At 40.9% G+C, this 22,262-nt stretch carries 10 protein-coding genes; all 10 read left to right on the forward strand.

Annotation, left to right across the window (positions count from 1 at the left end):
- Positions 1 to 120 precede the first annotated feature (120 nt).
- The 10 genes from DWZ47_RS05940 to DWZ47_RS05985 all read left to right on the forward strand — a co-directional run bounded on the left by DWZ47_RS05940 (position 121) and on the right by DWZ47_RS05985 (position 22,259).
- Complete coding sequence (locus tag DWZ47_RS05940; protein ID WP_004316139.1) at positions 121 to 3,273, forward strand: SusC/RagA family TonB-linked outer membrane protein; 3,153 nt, start codon at positions 121 to 123, stop codon at positions 3,271 to 3,273.
- Between the two features lie 16 nt (positions 3,274 to 3,289).
- Positions 3,290 to 5,161, forward strand: coding sequence for a RagB/SusD family nutrient uptake outer membrane protein (locus tag DWZ47_RS05945; RefSeq protein WP_004299665.1), 1,872 nt, complete (start codon positions 3,290 to 3,292; stop codon positions 5,159 to 5,161).
- Between the two features lie 32 nt (positions 5,162 to 5,193).
- Positions 5,194 to 8,013: a SusC/RagA family TonB-linked outer membrane protein gene (locus DWZ47_RS05950; protein ID WP_117512542.1), complete on the forward strand. Its 2,820-nt coding sequence runs from the start codon at positions 5,194 to 5,196 to the stop codon at positions 8,011 to 8,013.
- A 27-nt stretch (positions 8,014 to 8,040) separates the two neighbouring features.
- Positions 8,041 to 9,816: a RagB/SusD family nutrient uptake outer membrane protein gene (locus DWZ47_RS05955; protein ID WP_117512543.1), complete on the forward strand. Its 1,776-nt coding sequence runs from the start codon at positions 8,041 to 8,043 to the stop codon at positions 9,814 to 9,816.
- A 31-nt stretch (positions 9,817 to 9,847) separates the two neighbouring features.
- The gene (locus DWZ47_RS05960) at positions 9,848 to 10,882 is read left to right on the forward strand and encodes a DUF5627 domain-containing protein (RefSeq protein WP_004322246.1); all 1,035 of its coding nucleotides are present in this window, start codon (positions 9,848 to 9,850) and stop codon (positions 10,880 to 10,882) included.
- Positions 10,883 to 10,914: 32 nt separating this feature from the next.
- Positions 10,915 to 13,167, forward strand: a complete 2,253-nt coding sequence (locus DWZ47_RS05965; protein WP_117512544.1) for an endo-1,4-beta-xylanase — start codon at positions 10,915 to 10,917, stop codon at positions 13,165 to 13,167.
- Between the two features lie 33 nt (positions 13,168 to 13,200).
- Positions 13,201 to 14,844: a glycosyl hydrolase gene (locus DWZ47_RS05970; protein WP_117512545.1), complete on the forward strand. Its 1,644-nt coding sequence runs from the start codon at positions 13,201 to 13,203 to the stop codon at positions 14,842 to 14,844.
- Between the two features lie 23 nt (positions 14,845 to 14,867).
- Complete coding sequence (locus DWZ47_RS05975) at positions 14,868 to 17,687, forward strand: glycoside hydrolase family 98 domain-containing protein (protein WP_117512546.1); 2,820 nt, start codon at positions 14,868 to 14,870, stop codon at positions 17,685 to 17,687.
- An 85-nt stretch (positions 17,688 to 17,772) separates the two neighbouring features.
- Positions 17,773 to 20,316 (forward strand): glycosyl hydrolase 115 family protein, encoded by a 2,544-nt coding sequence (locus DWZ47_RS05980; RefSeq protein WP_117512547.1) that lies wholly within the window; start codon positions 17,773 to 17,775, stop codon positions 20,314 to 20,316.
- Positions 20,317 to 20,342: 26 nt separating this feature from the next.
- Positions 20,343 to 22,259, forward strand: coding sequence for a sialate O-acetylesterase (locus DWZ47_RS05985; RefSeq protein WP_117512548.1), 1,917 nt, complete (start codon positions 20,343 to 20,345; stop codon positions 22,257 to 22,259).
- The last annotated feature ends 3 nt before the right edge of the window (positions 22,260 to 22,262 follow it).

Below are 22,262 nucleotides of genomic sequence, written 5' to 3' on the forward strand. Positions count from 1 at the left end.
TTATTTTTTTTATATAAATCTAATACTAGTAACTATGAGTGATATTTATAATGATAGCTAATGCAATTAAAAAAAGAATGATGATTAGAAAACAATGTAGTTAATTAACATCTTAAACTAATGGTAATGAAAAATGTAACGAAGAAAATTCAAAAAATTCCTTACCTGTTTCTCCTTATGTTGTTTAGTTTTGTAACAGCATCAGCACAGAAAGGGATAACGGTGAGGGGAACGGTTCTTGACAGTAATGGTGAGACAATCATTGGAGCCTCGGTAACTTTAAAAGGTAATAATTCAGTAGGTACGATCTCAGATATAGATGGCAATTTTGTGTTGACTGTGCCCAGTGAGAAGTCTGTCCTTATTGTTTCGTATGTAGGAATGAAACCACAGGAAGTGAAAGTATCTTCCAAAGGGATGATAAAAGTGACGTTGGAAGATGATACCAAACAACTGGAAGAAGTCGTAGTTGTAGGTTACGGACAACAGAAGAAAGCGTCAGTGGTAGGTGCTATCACGCAGACAAGTGGCAAGACACTGGAACGTGCCGGTGGTGTAACTAGTCTTGGTTCAGCATTGACAGGGTCTTTGCCGGGAGTTATTACTTCTGCTTCTTCTGGTATGCCTGGTGCAGAAGATCCTCAGATTATCATTCGTACACAGAGCTCGTGGAATAATAGTGAACCTTTAATATTGGTGGATGGTATTGAACGTGAGATGAGTTCGGTAGATATCTCGTCTGTAGAGAATATTTCAGTGCTAAAAGACGCCTCTGCTACGGCTGTTTATGGTGTGAAGGGTGCCAATGGTGTAATTCTTATAACTACCAAACGTGGTAAGGAAGGAAAAGCTAGTGTGCAAATCAAAGCTAATGTAACAGCAAAGGTGGCATCCAAACTACCGGAGAAGTATGATGCATACGATACTTTTTATCTGTTGAATAACTCTATTGAACGCGAGGCTTGTCTTAATCCTAATGGCTGGAATGACTATACTCCGACTTCCATTATTGATAAGTATCGTCATCCTGCCAATGCGGAAGAATGGGATCGTTATCCTAATACTGATTGGGAAAAAGCACTGTTTAATAGTACAGCCATGTCTTACAATACCAGTGTCAATGTTTCCGGAGGTACAAAAATTGTCAGTTATTTTGCAGCGGCTGATTTTGTAAGTGAGGGTGACTTGTTTAAAGTATATGATAACCGTCGTGGCTATGATTATGGTTTTGGCTATAATCGTATTAATGTGCGTAGTAATTTGGATTTCCAATTGACTAAAACTACAAAGTTTTCTACCAATCTATTTGGATCGAATGCTCAGCGTACCGTACCATGGGACTATAATGACCAAGATGCAACTTTTTGGGCAGCAGCCTATAAAAGTGCTCCTGATGCCATGCGTCCGATTTATTCTAACGGTATGTGGGGATGGTATCAACCTCGTGATGCCGATGTGCCTAATTCCGTATACAAACTGGCTGTAGCAGGGTCGGAGAAACGTACGACTACAAAGATGACTTCAGATTTTATCCTTGAGCAAGATTTGCATATGCTTACCAAAGGGCTGAAATTCAAAGCTAATTTCTCAATGGACTATACATTCGTTGAAAATAAGCGTGGTGTCAATGATATGTATCATAATTCTCAGCGTATGTGGGTTAGACCTGATACTGGAGAAATTATTTTGGAACAACCGGAGCTTGGTACCGGTTTGGATGCTATTATCAATCCTATCTATTGGGAACATCAGGCTGGTAGCGTGAATACTGGTGCTACTTATCGTAAGCTTTATTATTCCATGCAAATGGATTATGCACGAAATTTCGGTAAACATGAAGTGACTGCTCTTGCTCTTTTCAGTCGTTTGAAAGAAGCGTCGGGCAGTGTGTTCCCTATTTATCGTGAAGATTGGGTGTTTCGTTTAACTTATAATTATGCTATGCGCTACTTCTTTGAAACTAATGGTGCCTATAATGGTTCTGAGAAGTTCGGTCCTGATTACCGTTTTGCTTTTTTCCCTTCTTTTTCATTAGGATGGATGATTAGCGAGGAAAAAATTGTTAAGAACAATCTGAAATTTCTCGATATGTTGAAGTTACGAGCTTCTTGGGGTAGAGTGGGAGATGATGCGGTGGTTCAGCCTTGGCAAAGATTTACAGATGGTCGTTTCTTATATAAAAATCAGTTGGATTATGGAGGTAATACACTGATGGGTAATATTAAGCCTGCTAATACTCCTTATACTTACTACACAATCAGTCGACTGGGGAATCCTAATATCTCATGGGAAACTGTAGAAAAGAGAAATTTAGGTATTGATTATGCTTTTTTAGGAGGGGCGGTTGCCGGTTCGGTGGATATATTCAATGACACTCGTACTGATATTTTGGTGAAGGGAAGCGATAGAGCGATAGCTTCTTATTTTGGAACTGATGCTCCTTATGCTAATCTCGGTAAAGTGAGCAGTCATGGTTATGAGTTGGAGTTGAGATTGAACCATACTTTTAATAATGGTATTCGTGCTTGGCTCAATACTAGCATGACTCATGCTGTCAACAAAGTAAAATTCCGTGATGATGCACCTTTGAAACCTGATTACCAGAAAGGGGCGGGACACGCCATTAATCAGGTATATTCTTATATTGATCATGGTAATCTTGCTACATGGGATGACGTGATTGGAAGTCCGGTTTGGACAACGGGTAATGATGCAAAACTCCCTGGGGATTATAACATTGTCGATTTTAATGGCGACGGTGTAATTGATGCTGATGACCGTGCTCCCTATCAGTATTCTACGATGCCTCAGAATACTTACAATGCTTCAATTGGAGCTGAATGGAAGGGATTTAGCATTTTTGCACAGTTCTATGGAGTAAACAATGTGACTCGTGAAGTCAATTTCCCGACGTTCCGTAGCACTGCCCATGTAGCTTATGCTGAAGGTGATTATTGGACTCCCGATGGGAGTGCTACTCTGCCCGCACCGCGTTGGGGGACCACTATTGATCAAGCAGCATCAGGCACTAGATATTGGTACGATGGTTCTTATTTGCGTTTGAAAAACGTTGAATTGTCCTATACTTTCCAAAAATCAAACTGGTTGAAGAAGATGGGGATCAAAAACTGCCGTATATATCTGAACGGTGATAATCTTTATATGTGGACTAAAATGCCGGATGATCGCGAATCTAATACCGGATATAGTTCTTCTGATGGTGCTTATCCGACAATGCGCCGTTTCAATCTTGGTATCGACATTACTTTATAAATACTAAGTAAAGACTATGAATAAGTATATTAATAAAATATTCCTTACGTCGGTCATCACTTTGGCCGGTATGTTGGGAGCTACTTCTTGTACTGACTATTTGGACAAATCTCCATATAGTGACATTGAAGAAAATGATCCATATAAGAATTTCAAGAATTTCCAGGGATTTACCGAGGAACTCTATAACTGTATACCTGTTGTATCAAACAGTGAGTATCATACTAGTTTTAATTTTGGTGAGGAAGATTATTGGGAGCCACAGGAGCTTCGCCTCTTTGCCCGTAATATTGACTATGGTGATTTCTGGGGATGGACTACCTGTTATTATTCTTATCCTTCTTCTATACGTGGTGGAAAGGCTAATTCACAGGAACGCAGTGATAAGGGTAATTTGTGGAAACTTTGCTGGTATGGTATCCGTAAGGCTAACATTGGTATAGCTAATCTTGGTAATTTGGTAAGTGCTACAGAAGAAGAACGTAATCTTATTGAAGGACAACTTTATTTTTTCCGTGGATGGTTTCATTTTATGTTGATGGAATGGTGGGGTGGAATGCCTTATGTTGACCAAGTATTACCGCCAGATGTTGCTCCTGCATTATCCAGACTTACCTGGCAAGAGTGTGCTGAAAAATGTGTGGCTGATTTTGACCATGCTATTCCTTTGCTTCCCGTTGACTGGGACCAAACCACAGCTGGTAGAGCTACTCTTGGTTTGAATGATACTCGTATTAATAAAATTATGGCCTTGGCCTATAAAGGGAAGACATTGCTTTGGGCGGGTAGTCCGCTAATGAACTGGGCTTCCGGAGGTGACAAAGAGTATGATGCGGGACGTTGTAAGCGTGCAGCTGAAGCTTTTGGCGAAGCTTTGAAGATTGTTGAGGATACTAAACGCTATGAATTAGCAGATATGGAAAATTATAACGACCTGTTTGTCGTATACAATTCCGGCGGTAAGCTTAACGGGGTGAAAGAAGCTATCTTCCGCGAAAATTTAGTGCAGTATGATGGTCGTTGGAACTATAACATGAATACAGATTTTCGTCCGCGTTCTCATATCAATGCTGGTATTAAATGTTATCCGACTGCTAATTATGTAAATTATTTTGGTATGGCTAATGGCTATCCGATCAAAGATATGACAAAAGCCGATGCAGAATCAGGATATGATCCTAAGTATCCTTGGAAAAATCGTGATCCGCGTTTTTATAAAGACATCATATTTGACGGTGAATGGTGTGGAGAAACTGGAAACGGACAATATTGCCAGTTGTATACGAATGGAGCGGACAGTGAAGAGAAAGATCCACAGAAAGGGTGTTTTACAGGTTATATGAATAGTAAGCTCTGTCTAAAAATAGTGAATAATGCTAACGTCAGAGGTGCTCACTACGCTGTTTTAAGTTTGATGCGTTTAGCGGATGTTTATCTGATGTACTCGGAGGCAACGGCTGTAGGTTATGGTTCTCCGCAAAGTAAAGCTTCTAGCTTCTATATGACGGCTGAGGATGCTATCAATGAGATTCGTGATCGTGCCGGTGTGGCTCACGTACTTGATCGATTTACTGGAAATACGACAGACTTTCTTGGTGAGATTCGCCGCGAGCGTGCCGTAGAACTTGCTTTTGAGGGCTTTCGCTTTATGGATCTCCGTCGTTGGATGCTTCTTGATAAGAGTCCTTATACCTTGAAGACAAAGATTGAGTTTGACCGTGTACCTACCGCAAGCTATAACAAAGAGCATCCGGAGGAGAATGAAATCATGAATTTGAAAGAAGTGGTACTGGTGGAGAGAAAGTATACCGACAGACACTATTGGCTGCCATTACCCAAAGCAGATGTTTACTTGTATGAAGGCTTTGGCCAGAATCCGGGATGGTAATCATGACGTATTAACTAATAATGACGCGAAATATGAATAGAAAGTTTATATATATCGGCTGTACTGTTTTTGCCATGTCATTGCTTAGCATGACAGGTGTGCAAGCACAGGAGGAAAGCAAGGACAGCTTAGTGAATGTGGCTTTCGGCAAAGTTGCTCAGGAAGATTTGACTCATGCCATTTCTACTGTCAACACGTCAGAGCTGACAAAGAAGACTGCTAACAATAATAGCCTTGTGGGCCTTGAAAGTTTTGTCGGTGGTTACAATGGATCATCCCTTTGGGGACAAGGACCGTTGGTACTGGTAGACGGTGTGCCTCGTAGTGCATCAAGTGTGAAGGCTTCGGAAGTGGAAAGTATATCTATGCTGAAAGATGCGGCAGCCGTGGTACTCTATGGTAGCCGTGCCGCGAAAGGAGTAATTCTTATCACCACCAAGCGAGGCAAAGATTCACCCATGCATATCGATGTTCGTGCCAATGTAGGGGTGAATGTCCCGAAGGCTTATCCTAAGTACTTGGATGCAGATTGTTATATGACCATGTACAATGAAGCCTGTCGTAATGACGGTATAGCAGAAAGGTATGATGCCGGTACTATTTATAACACGGCAATGGGTACTAATCCTTATCGTTATCCGGACATAGACTTTTATAGTTCAGATTATTTAAGAAAGTTCTATACTAATTCTGATGTTACGGGTGAAGTGTATGGAGGTAATGAAAAGACTCATTATTACTTGAACTTCGGTATGAATTATGCTAATAGCCTGTTGAAATACGGTGAGTCAAAGAAAGCTTATGATATGAGTTTTAATGTACGTGGTAATGTGGATATGGCACTGGCTTCATGGCTTAAAGCAACTACTAATGCTGCTATTATCTTTGACAATAGTTATCAAGGCCGTGGTGACTTTTGGGGAGCGGCTTCTACATTGCGCCCCAACTGGTTTGCACCATTATTACCCATTGATATGATGGATCCTAATGTTGCATATATACAGGAATATATAACTAACAGCAATCATCTTATAGACGGTAAGTATCTGTTAGGAGGTACTTCGGCAGACACGACAAACCCGTTTTCCGAATTGCTTGCTGCTGGATATACGAAGGAAAAAGCACGTAGATTTATGTTTGATGTGGCGGTGATGGCGGATCTTGGAGGCTTGTTAAAGGGTTTATCTTTCAAAACTGCTTATAGCGTAGATTACACTTCTTATTATTCAGAAGCTTATGCTGAAAAGTATGCTATTTATGAGCCTAAATGGTCTAATGTGAATGGTAAGGATATGATTATCGGACTTACCAAATTCAATGATGATACAAAATCAACTAACGAATATGTAGGTAAATCGACTTACGACCAGACCATGACTTTCAGTGCACAGTTTGATTATAACCGTACATTTAAGACATTCCATAATGTATCTGCGACCTTGTTGGGATGGGGATATCAGACACAAAGTTCGGCTGATGAAGGTCATGAGAGTAGTGATTATCATCGTACCAGCAACGTAAATCTGGGATTGCGTGCTTCTTATAATTACGATCATAAATATTATGCAGACTTTAGTGGTGCTTTGGTACATTCAGCTAAGCTGCCGGAAGGAAATCGCAACGCTTTTTCTCCATCGGTCACTTTGGGATGGAGACTCAGTAAAGAGAAGTTTATGGAAAGTGTAGGCTTTGTGGACGATCTGAAGATTACGGCTTCTTATGCCAAGTTGCATCAGGATCTTGATATTTCTGATTACTATATGTATAAGGGCTATTTTTCTGACAAAGGCGGTTGGTTTCAATGGTATGATGGAACGGTGGGTGGTAATACGACCGGTTCAAAACGAGGTGACAATCCGAATCTTGACTTTATCACTCGTGAGGAAGTTCGTGCAGGTATAGACGCCACTTTATTCAATAGACTGTTGAGAATTAATGCGAACTATTTTACTCAGAAGACTAGTGGACTTCTTACTCAAGGTGCTTCTACTATTTATCCTTCGTTTTTCGATTTAGGTACAGATCTTTCATTTTTACCTTGGATCAATTATAATGAAGACAAACGTACTGGTTTTGATTTTTCACTAAGTGCAAATAAAAAGATAGGTGATTTCGACGTGACTCTCGGGTTTAATGGAATGGTATTTTCTTCAAAAGCTTCTATTCGTGATGAAGTGGCGAATGAGTCTTATTTGTTGCGCCAGGGGCGTGCACTTGATGCAACTTATGGATATGTTTGCGAAGGTTTCTTTCAAGATCAGGCTGATATCGAGAAACATGCCAAGCAGACATTCGGCACAGTTCGTCCCGGTGACCTGAAGTATAAGGATATCAATGGTGATGGTGTAATCAATAGTGATGATCAGATTGATCTGGGTGCAGGCGGGTGGTCTACATCACCATTTACTTTTGGTTTGAATTTGACATTGAAATACAAGAACTTTACTCTTTTTGCAATGGGATCGGGACAAACCGGTGCGGTGGCTTTTAAAAATAATTCTTATTACTGGAACAGAGGTACGAGCAAGTTCTCAGAAATCGTTATGGGACGTTGGACTGAAGAAACGAAAGGAACAGCTACTTATCCTCGTCTTTCTACCAGCAATGGTGATAATAACTTCCGTAATTCTACTTTCTGGATGTACAAGAATAATGTTTTCCGTTTGAGTAATGTGCAGCTTACTTATGATTTTCCTACAGATACTTTCAACGGAACTTTCATACGTGGACTTAGCTTGTATTGTGGTGGAAGCAACTTACTTACAATAGCAAAAGAACGTGAGTATATGGAGATGAGTTTGGGGGCTCCCCAATACCGGAATTTCTATCTAGGCTTTAAGGCCGCATTCTAAATCTAACTAAAAAAGATAGTACATAATATGAAAAAGAAAATAATATTTTTGGTAGCTGCTGCCTTGATGCTGAATAGTTGCGATGACCTTTTCGAGCCGGCCATCGAGAACTTCAAGGATGTGGAACAGATGTACGACGATGCTCAATATGCACAAGGCTTCCTGGTGAATGTGTACCGTTGCGTTCCGGGATACTATGATAATAGTGAATATGCAACAGATGATGCTGTCATTAATCAGAAGAACAATGCATTTCTCACGATGGCTACCGGTGGTTGGACTTCCCGGTTATGGACGCCTATCAATCAATGGACCAATTCGTTCAGTTCTATCCAGTATATCAATCTTTTCCTGGAAAATGTGGATAAGGTAAGGTGGTCGGATGATGCAGAGAAAGCACAATTGTTTGCTCGTCGTACCAAGGGGGAAGCTTATGGACTTCGCGGTATGTTTTTATACTATTTGCTTCGTGCACATGCTGGATTTGGAGAAAACGGAGAATTGCTCGGTGTACCTCGTTTGACAGAGTATCTTACTATAAACTCGGACCTTAATTTACCTCGTGCTTCGTTTGCTGATTGTGTACAGCAGATATATAGTGACTTGGAAAAAGCCGAAGAATTACTTCCTTGGGAGTATAATGATGTGAATGAGATACCTGCCGATTTTCAGAGTATTACTCAGGATAAAGGTAAATATAATACTGTAATGGGAGAGAAGTCCCGTCAGTTATTCAATGGTCTGATTGCACGTGCTTATCGTGTTCGTACAGCTCTTTTGGCTGCTAGTCCGGCTTTTCAGGATGCCTCTAATCCTGCTTCATGGGCCGATGCTGCTAATGCGGCTGCCGCTGTACTCAACTACAATGGAGGATTGGGCGGATTGGATGATAAAGGAGTGGAATATTATTCAAAAGAGGTAGTAGAGAACTTGCAAAAAGGCATTAATCCTAAAGAGATTATTTGGCGTGAAAATGTTAGTAATAGTGAGGCTGCCAATTCACAGGAGGCAAATAACTTTCCGCCTTCTTTGAATGGTAGTGGCAATATGAATCCGTCACAAAACCTTGTTGATGCGTTCCCTATGGCTAATGGGTATCCTATCTCGGACATTGTTAACAGTAACTATGATAAGAATAATCCTTATAATGGACGTGATCCTCGTTTGGCAAAATATATTATCTATAACGGAAGTATAGCTGGAGTAGGCGATGTACCTATATATACAGGGCGTAAATCGGGCACTGATGACGGTATAGATGTGAAAGAGCAGAGATCTACACGTACCGGTTATTATATGAAGAAAAGACTGCGTATGGATGTAAATCGTGCGCTCGGATCGGTTACGAATCAGCAGCATTATATTCCACGTATTCGTTATACAGAGATGTATTTGGCTTATGCTGAAGCGGCTAATGAAGCGTGGGGACCTAAAGGAGATAATGGAAATGGTTATTCGGCTTATGATGTAATCAAGGCTATTCGTAAGCGTGCCGGTATAGGCGGTACTTCTGATCCTTATCTGGAACAATGTGCGGGCGATAGAGACAAAATGGCTAATCTTATTCGTAATGAACGTCGTCTGGAACTCTGTTTTGAAGGTTTCCGTTTCTGGGATATACGTCGTTGGAAAGAAAACTTGAACGAGCCGGTACGTGGTATCGACTGGGACAGAGATGGACATTCTTTTAATGAATTCGTTGTCGAAGAACGTAATTATGAAGATTACATGTATTATTGCCCGATTCCAAATTCTGAAATACTCAAGTTCAGCAACCTTGTACAAAATAGAGGGTGGAAATAATTATAGAATTATATTTAATTAAAAGTACGTTATGAAAAAGAACTTAGCATATATCGGACTGGTTTTATTGATCCTTACTTGGACGTCATGCGAAAGTAGTGACAATGAATTTCCTGATTTCGATTACCAGACAGTATATTTTGCCAACCAATACGGACTTCGTACCATAGAGCTTGGTGAGAGTGAATTTGTGGATAACACTCTTGACAATCAGCATAAGATGGTAATAAAAGCTGCTTGGGGTGGAGGATATACTAATAGAAACAATGTGGTGATAAACTTTAAAGTGGATGAGTCCTTGTGTGACAATCTTTATTTTAAAGATACAGATCAGCCTCTTGTCCCTATGCCGGCTTCTTATTACACGTTGGCTTCCGATCGAATTGCGATTCCTAAAGGGCAAATAATGGCGGGAGTAGAAGTGCAGTTGACGGATGATTTTTTTGCTGATGAAAAATCGATCAGTGAGAATTATGTCATTCCTTTGTTGATGACTAATGTTCAGGGGGCGGACTCTATTTTGCAAGGGAAGCCGGTTGTTGAAAATCCGGTGTTAACTAATGCCAGTGATTGGAGCATATTGCCGCAGAATTTTGTCTTGTATGCAGTGAAGTATGTGAATCCTTGGCACGGAGAGTACTTGCGTCGTGGTATTGATCATGCTACTGTAGCAGGTACATCAAAAGATATTATTCGCCATGAACAGTTTGTGGAAAATGATGAAGTTGTGAATATTTCTACTAAAAGTATGAAAGACAATCTTTTGACATTGAAAACCAAGGATGAAAGTGGTAAGGATATTAGCTATACTGTTCGTTTGTCATTTGCAGAAGATGGTTCGTGCACTGTACACTCTGGTTCGCAGAATGTAGTGGTAAGCGGTAGTGGCAAGTTTGTCAGCAAAGGTGAGAAAAATAGTCTTGGCGGAAAAGACAGGAATGCCATTTATCTTGACTATACAGTCAATTTGACAGACAATAACATTCAGCTTGCAACAAAAGACACTTTGGTGTTACGTACACGTAATGTGTATGGTGGCAAGTCACTCGAAGTAGTGAGAAAATGATGTTTTGATATGAACGTTAAAATCAAGAGTATATGAAATACATCAATAACAAGATAATTGCTTTTACACTGATCGCTGCGTCGATAATGTCGTGTACAGACGAATATGATTGCCAGCTTCAAGTAGAGAAACCACAGAATGCAGCTATCAACGAATATTTAGCTCAATTTGACCTGCTGAAGTCGTATATTGACCGTAGTGGTACACCTTTTCAGTTGGCTGTAAATGTACCGGGAAGCGAATTTGTAAAGAAAGAAATTGCATTCAGTACAGTGTTTACCAATTTTGATGCAGTGGATATGAACGGTTCTTACGATCCGCTAAATGCACTAAAGGAGGACGGTACTTACAATTTTGGTGGCATGCAAACGGCTGCCGATGTAGCAGCGGAGGCTGGCGTGACTCTTTATGGAGGGGTACTTTGTTCAAACCAAGGACAGCGTGCCGCATATTATAATAAGCTTATCGAGCCGATAGATATTCCGGTGGAAGTACAAAAAGGAACGACTAAGTTGTTTAATTTCGAAAATGATGCCATCGGTACAAGTTATCCTATGACTGGCAATAGTTCGGCTACAGTTGAGGAAGACCCTGCCGGTGAAAGCGGTCATGTTTTGCATGTGGGAACAGATGATGTGAAAGCTGCTTATTCCTATCCTAAATTTCACGTAGTTTTGCCTGCAGGAAGAAAACTCGGAGACTACGTTAGATTGAATATAGATTTGCGTTTTGTAGGAACTGATGGGATTTGGGGACAAGGTTTACGAGTCTTTATCAATGGAACGGAGTTTAATGTAGGAAAAAATGGAGATGGTTTCTGTGACGGAGGTGACAAATGGAAACGTGAAGGAACAATTAATCTGAAAGATGCCACTGCTCCCGGAGTGGTAATACCCGAAAGTTTAGGAAGTCTGACAGAATTTGATTTAGCGATAGGTTCCGCATCGGGTGGTGCACAATTTTATCTGGATAATATTTCTATGGACTATGAAGTATCCGGAAAAGGTACTACGGTTATCAATTTTGAAGGAGATAATCTGAATACAGTGTATCCTATGGTTGCTGGAGCTGGTGCTCCCAATAGCGGTACAGCTACTGTAGTAGAAGATCCAGAAAGAGAGACTGGTCATGTACTTTACATAGATCAGGCTTCACATTACTTCCCGGAATTTACAGTTAAGTTAGCTGAAGGCAAGACCCTTGGAGATTATACTGGCATGTCAATGGATATGCGCCTTTTAAAAGGGATGTATGGTTATGGAATGTACGTGAAAATTAATGGTCAGTTATTAAATCTCAATCAAAATGCAGCTGCTTACGGTTACGCAGAGAATGATACTTGGAAACGTGATGGTGTATTTGTGACCTTTGTGAAGGAAGGTACTTACACTGCTTTGGGTGAAACGGTTCCAGCTACTACAATTGAGATACCCAATGTAATGAAAGACCTCAATGAAATAACATTTGCGATCGGTTCCAGTTCTGGCAACTGGACAGCATACATCGATAATTTGATTTTTACATGGGAAGCTAAGCCGCAACATATCGAAAAGACTCCAGAAGAGAAAAAGGAAATCTTCACTAAAGAAATGGAAAAATGGATTGGTGGTATGGTGTATGCAGGTGTGAATGAAACGAAGAGTGTAAAAGCTTGGAATATCATTGGTAATCCTTTGGATAAGACTGTTAATGATAATACATTTAACTGGGGTGAATATTTGGGTGAAGTAGACTATGCACGTACCGCCGTGAAGATTGCCCGTGATACAGTGAAGAATGCCAATGTAGATCTTGAGCTTTTTGTCAGCAACACATTTGGTCAATATGATGAAATGGGGAATATGGCTGATGAACTCATATCTTTAGTTGATGCTTGGGAAGCAGACAACGTTACCAAAATTGACGGGTACAATATTCTTCTCAATGCAATTTATTCCAAAGATGTTGTTTTCCAGGAAGGCAATAAAACGATGATCACCAATCTGTTTGATAAATTAGGTAAGACTGGTAAACTGATACGGGTATCCGATCTTAGCATGATGGTTGAAGAACTGGATGGCAACTTTATTGCGATTAATAAATTAACAGAAGAAGATAGAGCTGCCGCTGCTTCTTATATGGCTTTTATCATGCAGGAGTATCGAAGACTTATTCCTGCAGACAAGCAATACGGAATCTCTATATCGGGTATTACAGAGACCAATACTGGTTATAAACTGTGTCCTTGGACATCGGACTATAACCGTAATGAAATGTATGAAGGTATAGTGGACGGATTGAAATAATCCTCTCCTCTGGATTAAAAGGACTATTTATATATGAAGAATATTACATTATTATTTTGTCTCTTTCTTGCGAATATCCTCTTGGGGGCTTGTTCGGGAGGGGAAGATGAAAAAAAAGAAATGGATGAAGGAAAGGGCGCGTATGCGCTCTTTCTTAAAAAATCCATTACTGTGAGTACTGGGGAAAGTCAGACGGATGTTGTGGTGGAATGGGCGAAGACTTCTTGGGAGATAACTCTTGGTGAAGGGGATATTGTAAAAAGCGTCACTCCTACATCAGGTGGCAGTAATACTGGGGAAAAACAGTACACGAAGGTTCGTGTATCTTGTGGGGCAAACAGTACGATGAAAAAGCGTACACAAACCATTCATTTGTTCGATAAAACTAATGAAACGACTGTTGATTTGTTGGTAGAACAAGAACCGCCATTCAAGTCGGTTACACTAACTGTTGATCCTATGGTGAAATATCAGCCGGTTGTAGGATTTGGCGGCATGTACAATCCGAAGATCTGGTGTGGTGACAATCTTATTTCTGCACCACAATTAGATAAAATGTATGGTGTCGGCGGATTGGGATATTCTATCCTTCGCTTGATGATTTATCCCAACGAATCAGATTGGAGTGCAGATGTAGAAGCAGCAAAGGCAGCACAAGCTAACGGAGCAATTATCTTTGCATGTCCATGGGATTGTACAGATGCGCTTGCAGATAAAATCACGGTGAATGGAAAGGAAATGAAACACCTTAAAAAAGAAAACTATGAAGCGTATGCAAACCATCTTATCCGTTATGTTACATTTATGAAGGAAAAAGGGGTGAACCTCTATGCGATTTCCGTCCAGAACGAACCGGATATGGAATTTACGTACTGGACTCCTTCTGAAGTAGTGGATTTTGTAAAACAATACGGAGCAAGGATACGGGAAACAGGAGTGAAGCTGATGTCACCGGAAGCTTGTGGTATGCAGCCTGAATATACTGATCCTATTATCAACAACGCCGAAGCATTTGCTCAAACGGATATTCTAGCCGGACATCTCTATCAAGGGTTTACAGATTTGAGTAGCGGATATGTTAAGAACCGCCACGATTACATCTGTGGTGTGTATTCACGTATTCAAGGAAAGACATGGTGGATGACAGAACATCTTTTTAATGACGGTGAGAATTCTGATGATTCTTCGAAATGGGAATTCCTGAAATGGCAATACAGTCTCAATCATCTTGGTAAAGAGATTCACATGTGTATGGAGGGATATTGCAGTGCTTATATATATTGGTATTTGAAGCGCTTTTATGGTTTGATGGGCGATACGGACAAACGGAGTCCGACGAGTGAAGGAGAAATCACAAAGAATGGTTATATTATGGCTCATTATGCTCAATATGCAACAGAAACAACTCGTATTAAGGCAGTTACAAATAATGAAGAAGTCTGTGCTACTGCTTATTTGGATGAAAAGACCGGTGAAGTGACCATCGTATTATTGAATCTGAATGGTGCTTCTCAATGGCTGGAAATACCATTAGCAGGAATAAAAAAAGCAAGTGCCGTTGAAACGAACGAAACAAAAAATATGGAAGTGATCGATACTGGTTTGATGGAATCTGCTGAAGGTATAACGGTGTTGTTATCTGCTAACAGTATAACTTCAGTCAGATTGACATTTTAATGATAATAATAACTAGTTGGAATATGATGAATTTGTTAAATACGAAAAGTAAGCTATCATACCTACTTTTTCTCGGAATAGTATGCTGTGCATGTATTCTTGGTTCCTGTAAAGATGACGATGTCATTGATCCTGACGCTCCTTCCGTACCGAAACCCGGTACGGCTGTCGAGAATATTAATACTAATGTCAAGGCATTACGTAAGCTTATTGAGGCCAAACAACAGGACCTGGCTGTAAAGACATACAATCCGGTGAATAATGGTGCGAGTTATACGATTGAGTTGTCGGATGGTACAAGCTTCAGTATGTATGCTCAGATAGCAGCATTGGAAGGCGGAGGAGAGGATGTAGTTTATTCTCCAAAAGTAGGTGCCAAAGTAGAACATGATGAATATTATTGGACTCTTGATGATGCCTGGCTAACGTTTGAGAATGATGAAAAAGTCAAGGTGTTAGATGAAAACAATACAGTTGCACCTATAGTGGATATTAACACTGACGGCTATTGGACTGTAAAATATGGAACTAAGTCTCGTACCCTTGACAAGGCGGTGAGCGGCAAACTTACCAGTCAGTTTAAACAAGTGAGTACTATTGGTGACGAATCTGTCAGTTTCACTTTTACCGACCGAACACCTGTCATCGAACTGAATCTTTTTAAAGGAGACAATCCCGAAATTCCTCCGGTAACGGGGGCGTTACGCCGTCCTATTTCTCCTGAACAACCGGCATGGTTTGTTCATATCGATTCATGGAATTATGCCGATCCTCAGAAAATCATAGACCTTATCCCTGCTGATATTCGTCCGTTTACCATTTTTAATATCTCGTTGTCTGTAAGCCATGATGAGGCTACTGGGATCTATAATGTAAGCGAGTATGGTTATGAGATAGCAAAGTCGTGGTTGAGGACGTGTGCTGAAAATAATGTGTGGGCAATGGTGCAGCCTTCAAGCGGTGGTTTTAGTCATTTTAAGGATGTCAGCTTATATAGTCAATTTGAAAGTGACGATCAGGTTCGGGTATATGATGAGTTTTTCAGAGAATATCCCAACTTTCTTGGTTTCAATTATTGCGAGCAGTTTTGGGGGTATGATGACCAGTTCTCTGTATCGTGGTTACAACGAGTGGCTCACTGGAGTCAACTTTTGAAACTTACTCATAAATATGGAGGATATCTGGTAGTTAGTTTTTGTGGTAATACTTGGTCGGCTAATATCAATCCTATTGCTCTTGTGAAGCGTAATTCTGATTTTGCCCAAACTGCCAAGTTGTACTCTGAAAATTTCATTATGTGTGAGAAATACACCACACAAAGTGGCTTCTTCAATGTCGAAGGAATTTGCTTAGGCACGTGGCTCTCCGGTTTTGCAGGTCAGTACGGCATCCGTTTCGACCAATGCGGCTGGACAGAGGAGAAAGGACAGAATGGCGATAAGGATTTCCCGCCGGCTGCCGGTGCGCTGCCTATTATAGAGCATGTGATGCTGACAGGTCAGACTGTTATTGACGGACCTGAACTTATATGGCAGCAATGTTTTAAGGAGACGAATGCAGTCAGTGTAGGTGATGGTTATCAGAGCCGTAATTGGGAATGTTTTCCGCAATTTGTCAATATCAATATAGATATGTTCCGTAAGATTATTGATAAAACGATTCGTATTCCTTCCCGGAAAGAAGTTATTGACCGCACGAAAGTGGTGATTCTTCAAGATGTCTATTCCGGTGATGATAATGCTAAATACAGCAGCCCGAAGAATTTGCATGAAGGGCTTTACCTTCGCGATGATGATGGCAATCTTTGGGATAATCATTGTTACTTTAAGAAAACGGGCCGTTATCCTACGATTCCTGTTGCGTTCGAATTGTGTGACGATGTAGCTAATTCATTCCAGTATAAGATCAACCAATCAACTTTCGAAGGATCTTGGAGCGATGTAAATACTAAAGTTGGAAAGTTTAACCGTTGGTTCCCACAAGAGTATACAGGAGAACTTTATGCTGGACGTATAGAAAATGGTTGGGTGGTTTATAACGGACTTGCCGGAATACGGAATGCTGCAATTCCGTTTAAATACAATACATGTGACAAGATGGAATTGGCTTACTCCAAATATACTGTAAGTGTTATAAAAGAATATGCCAATAAGCTCACCTTCTACATGAATAACTATGACCCTAGTGGTTCGAGCAAAACGGAGGTCATCAAGATATATGGATGTACATCCAAACCAACTCATTCTGTATCTTCCAGAGCCAATGGTACTGCACAAGTTTCCGAGAATTGGAAAGAAGATGTATATACGCTGACTGTCACTCATAACGGACCATTGGATTTGACGGTCAATTGTTCAGGAAAAGCCACCGATCGTTTAACTGTATCTACTGCAGCATCTATCCAGATTCCCGCTTCTCCACAAATTTATCAGGGCGCTTATCAGTATGAGGCTGAATGCTTTGATTTTAAGAATGTGACTAAGAGAGTGACAAAAGGAGATTCGGAGCCGATACGTAACTACACAGCACAGGGATATATAAATTTTGGTGCTAGTTCTGCAGCTGCCGTACGTGATGCTGTTACTGCACTGGAAGATGGTGTATATACAATCCGTATTCGCTACCGTGCTCCGTCGGCTACAGTCAATACCGTAGATATGTATATAAACAATACCAAAGTAGGTACTCCGGAGTTTGCACAAACTGATAATGACAATACTGTATGGAATACAGCCTTAATGTCGGTTTCCTTACGAAAAGGGGCAAATACGTTTGAATTGAAAGCCAATTCATCAGGTGCCGGTGACTTGTATCTCGACAACATTGTTATCGAAAGAAAATAAGAATTCTCTTAAATTCGATTATCCGCATTTTACAAGTAGTATCTTGCGGATAATTGTTTTTAGGACAGTATGTAACTAGAAAATAATGAAGAACATGTTTTTGAGTCGGATAATAATTATATTTCTATTCTTATGTGTATCTGTTTTGAATGCTGCGGAACCATTTGTCACTTTTATATCAGCGGATGCCAAGTTACCTTTGGTTACACCACAAAACAGATCGTTCTCTATTTGGTGTGATGATGCAGAACATCGTGGGGTGCTGTTAGCGGTGCGTAATTTACAAACGGATTTTGAAAAAGTGACTACTGTAAAACCCGAATTATCGAATATTGCGGGAAAAGAAGTGCGTATTATCATAGGTTCGTTTGACAAAAGCCCACTTATACGTCAATTAGTAAAAACAGGAAAACTGGATGGTAAAGAATTGAGAGGTAAGAATGAAAAATATATAATCACCACTCTTCATGCTCCTTTGGAAGGTTTACAGGGAGATGTGTTGCTGATTGCTGGAAGTGATAAGCGTGGAACGATTTATGGTATTTATGAATTATCAAAACAAATAGGTATTTCCCCTTGGTACTGGTGGCTTGATGTTCCGCCGGTAAGGCATCAGGCTGTTTATATTAAAGAAGGTGTTTATACTGATGGTGAACCGGCTGTAAAATACCGTGGCATTTTCATTAATGATGAATGGCCTTGTATGGGAGGTTGGACAACTGAAAAGTTCGGAGGATTTAACAGTAAGATGTATGTGCATGTCTACGAACTTCTCCTCCGTTTGAAAGCTAATTTTCTATGGCCGGCCATGTGGAGTGCAGCATTTTATGCAGATGATCCGATGAATAGTCCTTTAGCTGATGAAATGGGGATTATAATCGGGACTTCCCATCACGAACCGATGGCACGTAATCACCAGGAATATGCCCGTAATCGTAAGTTGTATGGTGAGTGGAACTATCAGAGGAATAAAGAGGGAGTAGAACGTTTTTTCCGTGAGGGTATCAAGCGAATGAATGGAAAGGAAGAAGTAATTACTATCGCTATGCGTGGTGACGGTGATGCTCCGATGGGACCCGATACAGATACGCATCTATTGGAGGAAATCGTAAAAGGACAGCGTAAAATAATAGTAGATGTAACAGGTAAACCTGCTTGTAAGACTCCACAATTGTGGGCACTTTATAGTGAAGTGCTGGAATATTATGATAAGGGAATGAAAATACCTGATGATGTCATGATTTTGCTTTGTGATGATAATTGGGGGAATGTACGTCGTTTACCAGATTTAAAGGATAAACGGCATCCTGGTGGATATGGTATGTATTATCATGTAGATTTACATGGAGCACCACGTGCCTATCAATGGCTGAATATGACACAGATCCAGCATATGTGGGAACAATTATATTTGACTTATTCTTATGGTGTGGATAAAATGTGGATTCTAAATGTGGGTGACTTGAAACCGAATGAATTTCCTGTTGATTTTTTCTTGAATATGGCATGGAATCCTGGACACCTTACGGCTGATAATTTACAGGAATATACTTGTAGTTTCTGTAAACAACAGTTTGGGGATAACTATGCAGTAGAAGCCGCTCGCATCTTAAATCTGTATTGTAAATATGCTGCTCGCGTAACTGCAGAAATGTTGGATAGCCAAACTTATAATCTTTCCAGTGGAGAATTTAAGGCTGTAACAGATGAATTTCTTGCTTTGGAGGCGCATGCCTATCGTCAGTTTATGACTTTACCGGAAGAATTGAAGGATACATATAAAGAACTCATTCTTTTTCCTGTTCAGGCCATGGCAAACCTTTATGAGATGTATTATACGGTTGCTATGAATCATAAGTTAGCATCTGCGGGCGATCCACGTGCCAATGAATGGGCAGATAGAGTGGAGTATTGTTTCAGGTATGATGCGGAACTTTGCTATGACTATAATAACAATATAGCTGATGGAAAATGGAATCATTTAATGGATCAGACGCACATCGGTTATACAAGCTGGGATGAGCCTAAAGGAGGAAATATAATGCCCGAAATCATAAGAGTGGATGTCTCTGCATATAAGCCGGGAGGATATGAGTATAAGGAGAAAGGCGGGGTGGTAGTAATGGAAGCGGAACGTTTTGCAGAATGTACACAAGGGAATAAGACGGAGTGGACAGTTATTCCTGACTTGGGACGTACTCTTTCTGGTTTGTCGTTGATGCCCTATACGCAACCTGTAACAGGAGCTTCATTGACATATCGCATGAAGCTTAATTCAGAGATGAAAAATATACGTGTAAGATTAATCTTGGATAGTACTTTGCCTTTTATAAAAGGAGGACATAGTTATGCTATCAGTTTGGATGGTGGTAAAGAACAAATAGTAAATTACAATTCAGAGATGACTTGGGCTAATTGTTATACGAAGATGTATCCCGCCGGTGCTGCGCGGTTGATAGAGTCGGTGGTGGATTTTTCCAATGTTAATCTGAAAGAAGGAATACATGCATTAATTATTCGTCCGTTAAGCCCTGCTATTGTATTGCATAAAATTATAATTGATTGTGGTAGTGATGAAGTCAGTCGATTGAATCTTCAGGAAAGTCCTTATCGCAAGGTTACGCATTAATTAATATTTATGATATAGATACGCAAATGAAGAAGATTATTGTCTTATGTTGTTTATTATGTGCAGGCATATTTGCCTTTGCACAAGACCCGAATTTCCATATTTATCTTTGTCTAGGACAATCCAATATGGAAGGGAATGCAAAGATCGAGGCCCAGGATACGTGCAATGTCAATGAACGCTTTCTGATGATGGCGGCTGTTGATTGTCCGTCTTTGGGACGTGTCAAAGGACAGTGGTATAAGGCTGTTCCTCCGTTGGTACGTTGCCATACAGGGTTAACACCGGCCGATTATTTCGGACGTACGTTAGTGGAAAGGCTGCCTGATAATATTAAGGTAGGTGTCATCAATGTAGCTGTAGGTGGTTGCAGGATTGAACTGTTTGATGAGGAGAATTGCGAAGAGCATATTGCCTCTCAACCGGAATGGCTGAAAAATACCGCGAAAGCGTATGGTAATAATCCTTACCGTAGACTAAAAGAATTGGCTGTAGAAGCACAGAAAGCCGGTGTGATTAAAGGTATCCTCTTGCATCAAGGCGAGTCTAATACCGGTGATAAAGAGTGGCCTCAAAAAGTAAAGAGAGTCTATGAGAATTTGTTGAGGGATTTGAATCTTCAGGCAAAAGATGTTCCTTTGTTGGCGGGAGAAGTGGTGCATGCCGACCAGAATGGCAGATGTGCAAGCATGAATGAGATAATCAATACGCTGCCGCAAGTGATTCCGACCGCATACGTGATTCCTTCTTCGGGCTGTCCTGCCGCAGAAGATAATTTGCATTTCACGGCAGAAGGATACAGGAAATTGGGAGTGCGGTATGCCGAGAAACGACTCCTTTTGTTGGAGAAGGAACCAAACTCCGGGATTACTACCGAACCGGCATCCACTAATATTCCGGGATATGACTATCCCCGGGTGGATAAAGAGGGGCGTGCTCATTTTCGTTTCTATGCTCCGCAGGCTAACAGGCTACAAGTGGATTGTTGCGGAAAGAAGTATGATATGTGGAAAGATGCCGGAGGACTCTGGACGGCAACGACCAACCCTCTGCCTGTAGGATTCCATTATTATTTCCTGATTGCAGACGGGGTGTCGGTAACAGATCCTTCCAGTTATACGTTCTTCGGTTGTTGCCGTATGGCAAGTGGCATCGAAATCCCTGAAGGTGAGGAGGGGGATTATTATCGTCCTCAACAGGTACCTCACGGGCAGGTTCGTTCCTGTACGTATTACTCCGAAACGCAGAAAGAGTTCCGTCTGTGTATGGTATATACGCCGGCAGAGTATGAAACTCATCCGAAGAAGCGCTATCCGGTATTGTATCTGCAACATGGCATGGGTGAAGATGAAACCGGCTGGAGCACGCAGGGAAAGATGAATCATATTATGGACAACCTGATTGCATCCGGTCAGTGTGTGCCGATGCTCGTGGTGATGGATAGCGGTGATGTGGAAGCTCCGTTCCGGCCGCGTCCGGGAAAAGATGTGAACGAGGAGCGGGCTTTGTATGGCGCCACCTTTTATGACGTTATTCTGAAAGACCTGATTCCTATGATAGACCGGACATTCCGTACGAAAACCGACCGCGAACACCGTGCTATGGCAGGACTCTCGTGGGGAGGACATCAGACTTTCAATACGGTTCTGCCTCATCTCGATAAGTTTTCTTATATCGGAAGTTTCAGCGGGGCGATTTTCGGTCTGGATATGAAGACTTGTTTTAACGGAGTGTTTGCGGATGCGGACAAGTTCAATAAGAAAGTGAATTATTTCTTTCTCGGCTGTGGCACGGAGGAACAAATGGGAACAAAGAAGATGGTGGATTCACTCCGGAAACTGGGTATCGAGGTTGATTATTACGAATCGCAAGGCACAGCGCATGAATGGCTCACGTGGAGACGTTGCCTGAAAGAATTTGTACCACATTTATTTAAACACTGAAAA

The organism is Bacteroides sp. AF32-8BH (assembly GCF_003435205.1).
Taxonomy (GTDB): domain Bacteria; phylum Bacteroidota; class Bacteroidia; order Bacteroidales; family Bacteroidaceae; genus Bacteroides; species Bacteroides ovatus.

What these genes read in the sequence shown, in the direction of transcription:
- DWZ47_RS05965 (WP_117512544.1), top strand. Translation starts at nt 10,915, where the DNA reads ATGAAATACATCAATAACAAGATAATTGCTTTTACACTGATCGCTGCG.
- DWZ47_RS05980 (WP_117512547.1), top strand. Translation starts at nt 17,773, where the DNA reads ATGAAGAACATGTTTTTGAGTCGGATAATAATTATATTTCTATTCTTA.
- DWZ47_RS05950 (WP_117512542.1), top strand. Translation starts at nt 5,194, where the DNA reads ATGAATAGAAAGTTTATATATATCGGCTGTACTGTTTTTGCCATGTCA.
- DWZ47_RS05985 (WP_117512548.1), top strand. Translation starts at nt 20,343, where the DNA reads ATGAAGAAGATTATTGTCTTATGTTGTTTATTATGTGCAGGCATATTT.
- DWZ47_RS05960 (WP_004322246.1), top strand. Translation starts at nt 9,848, where the DNA reads ATGAAAAAGAACTTAGCATATATCGGACTGGTTTTATTGATCCTTACT.
- DWZ47_RS05970 (WP_117512545.1), top strand. Translation starts at nt 13,201, where the DNA reads ATGAAGAATATTACATTATTATTTTGTCTCTTTCTTGCGAATATCCTC.
- DWZ47_RS05955 (WP_117512543.1), top strand. Translation starts at nt 8,041, where the DNA reads ATGAAAAAGAAAATAATATTTTTGGTAGCTGCTGCCTTGATGCTGAAT.
- DWZ47_RS05975 (WP_117512546.1), top strand. Translation starts at nt 14,868, where the DNA reads ATGATGAATTTGTTAAATACGAAAAGTAAGCTATCATACCTACTTTTT.
- DWZ47_RS05945 (WP_004299665.1), top strand. Translation starts at nt 3,290, where the DNA reads ATGAATAAGTATATTAATAAAATATTCCTTACGTCGGTCATCACTTTG.
- DWZ47_RS05940 (WP_004316139.1), top strand. Translation starts at nt 121, where the DNA reads ATGGTAATGAAAAATGTAACGAAGAAAATTCAAAAAATTCCTTACCTG.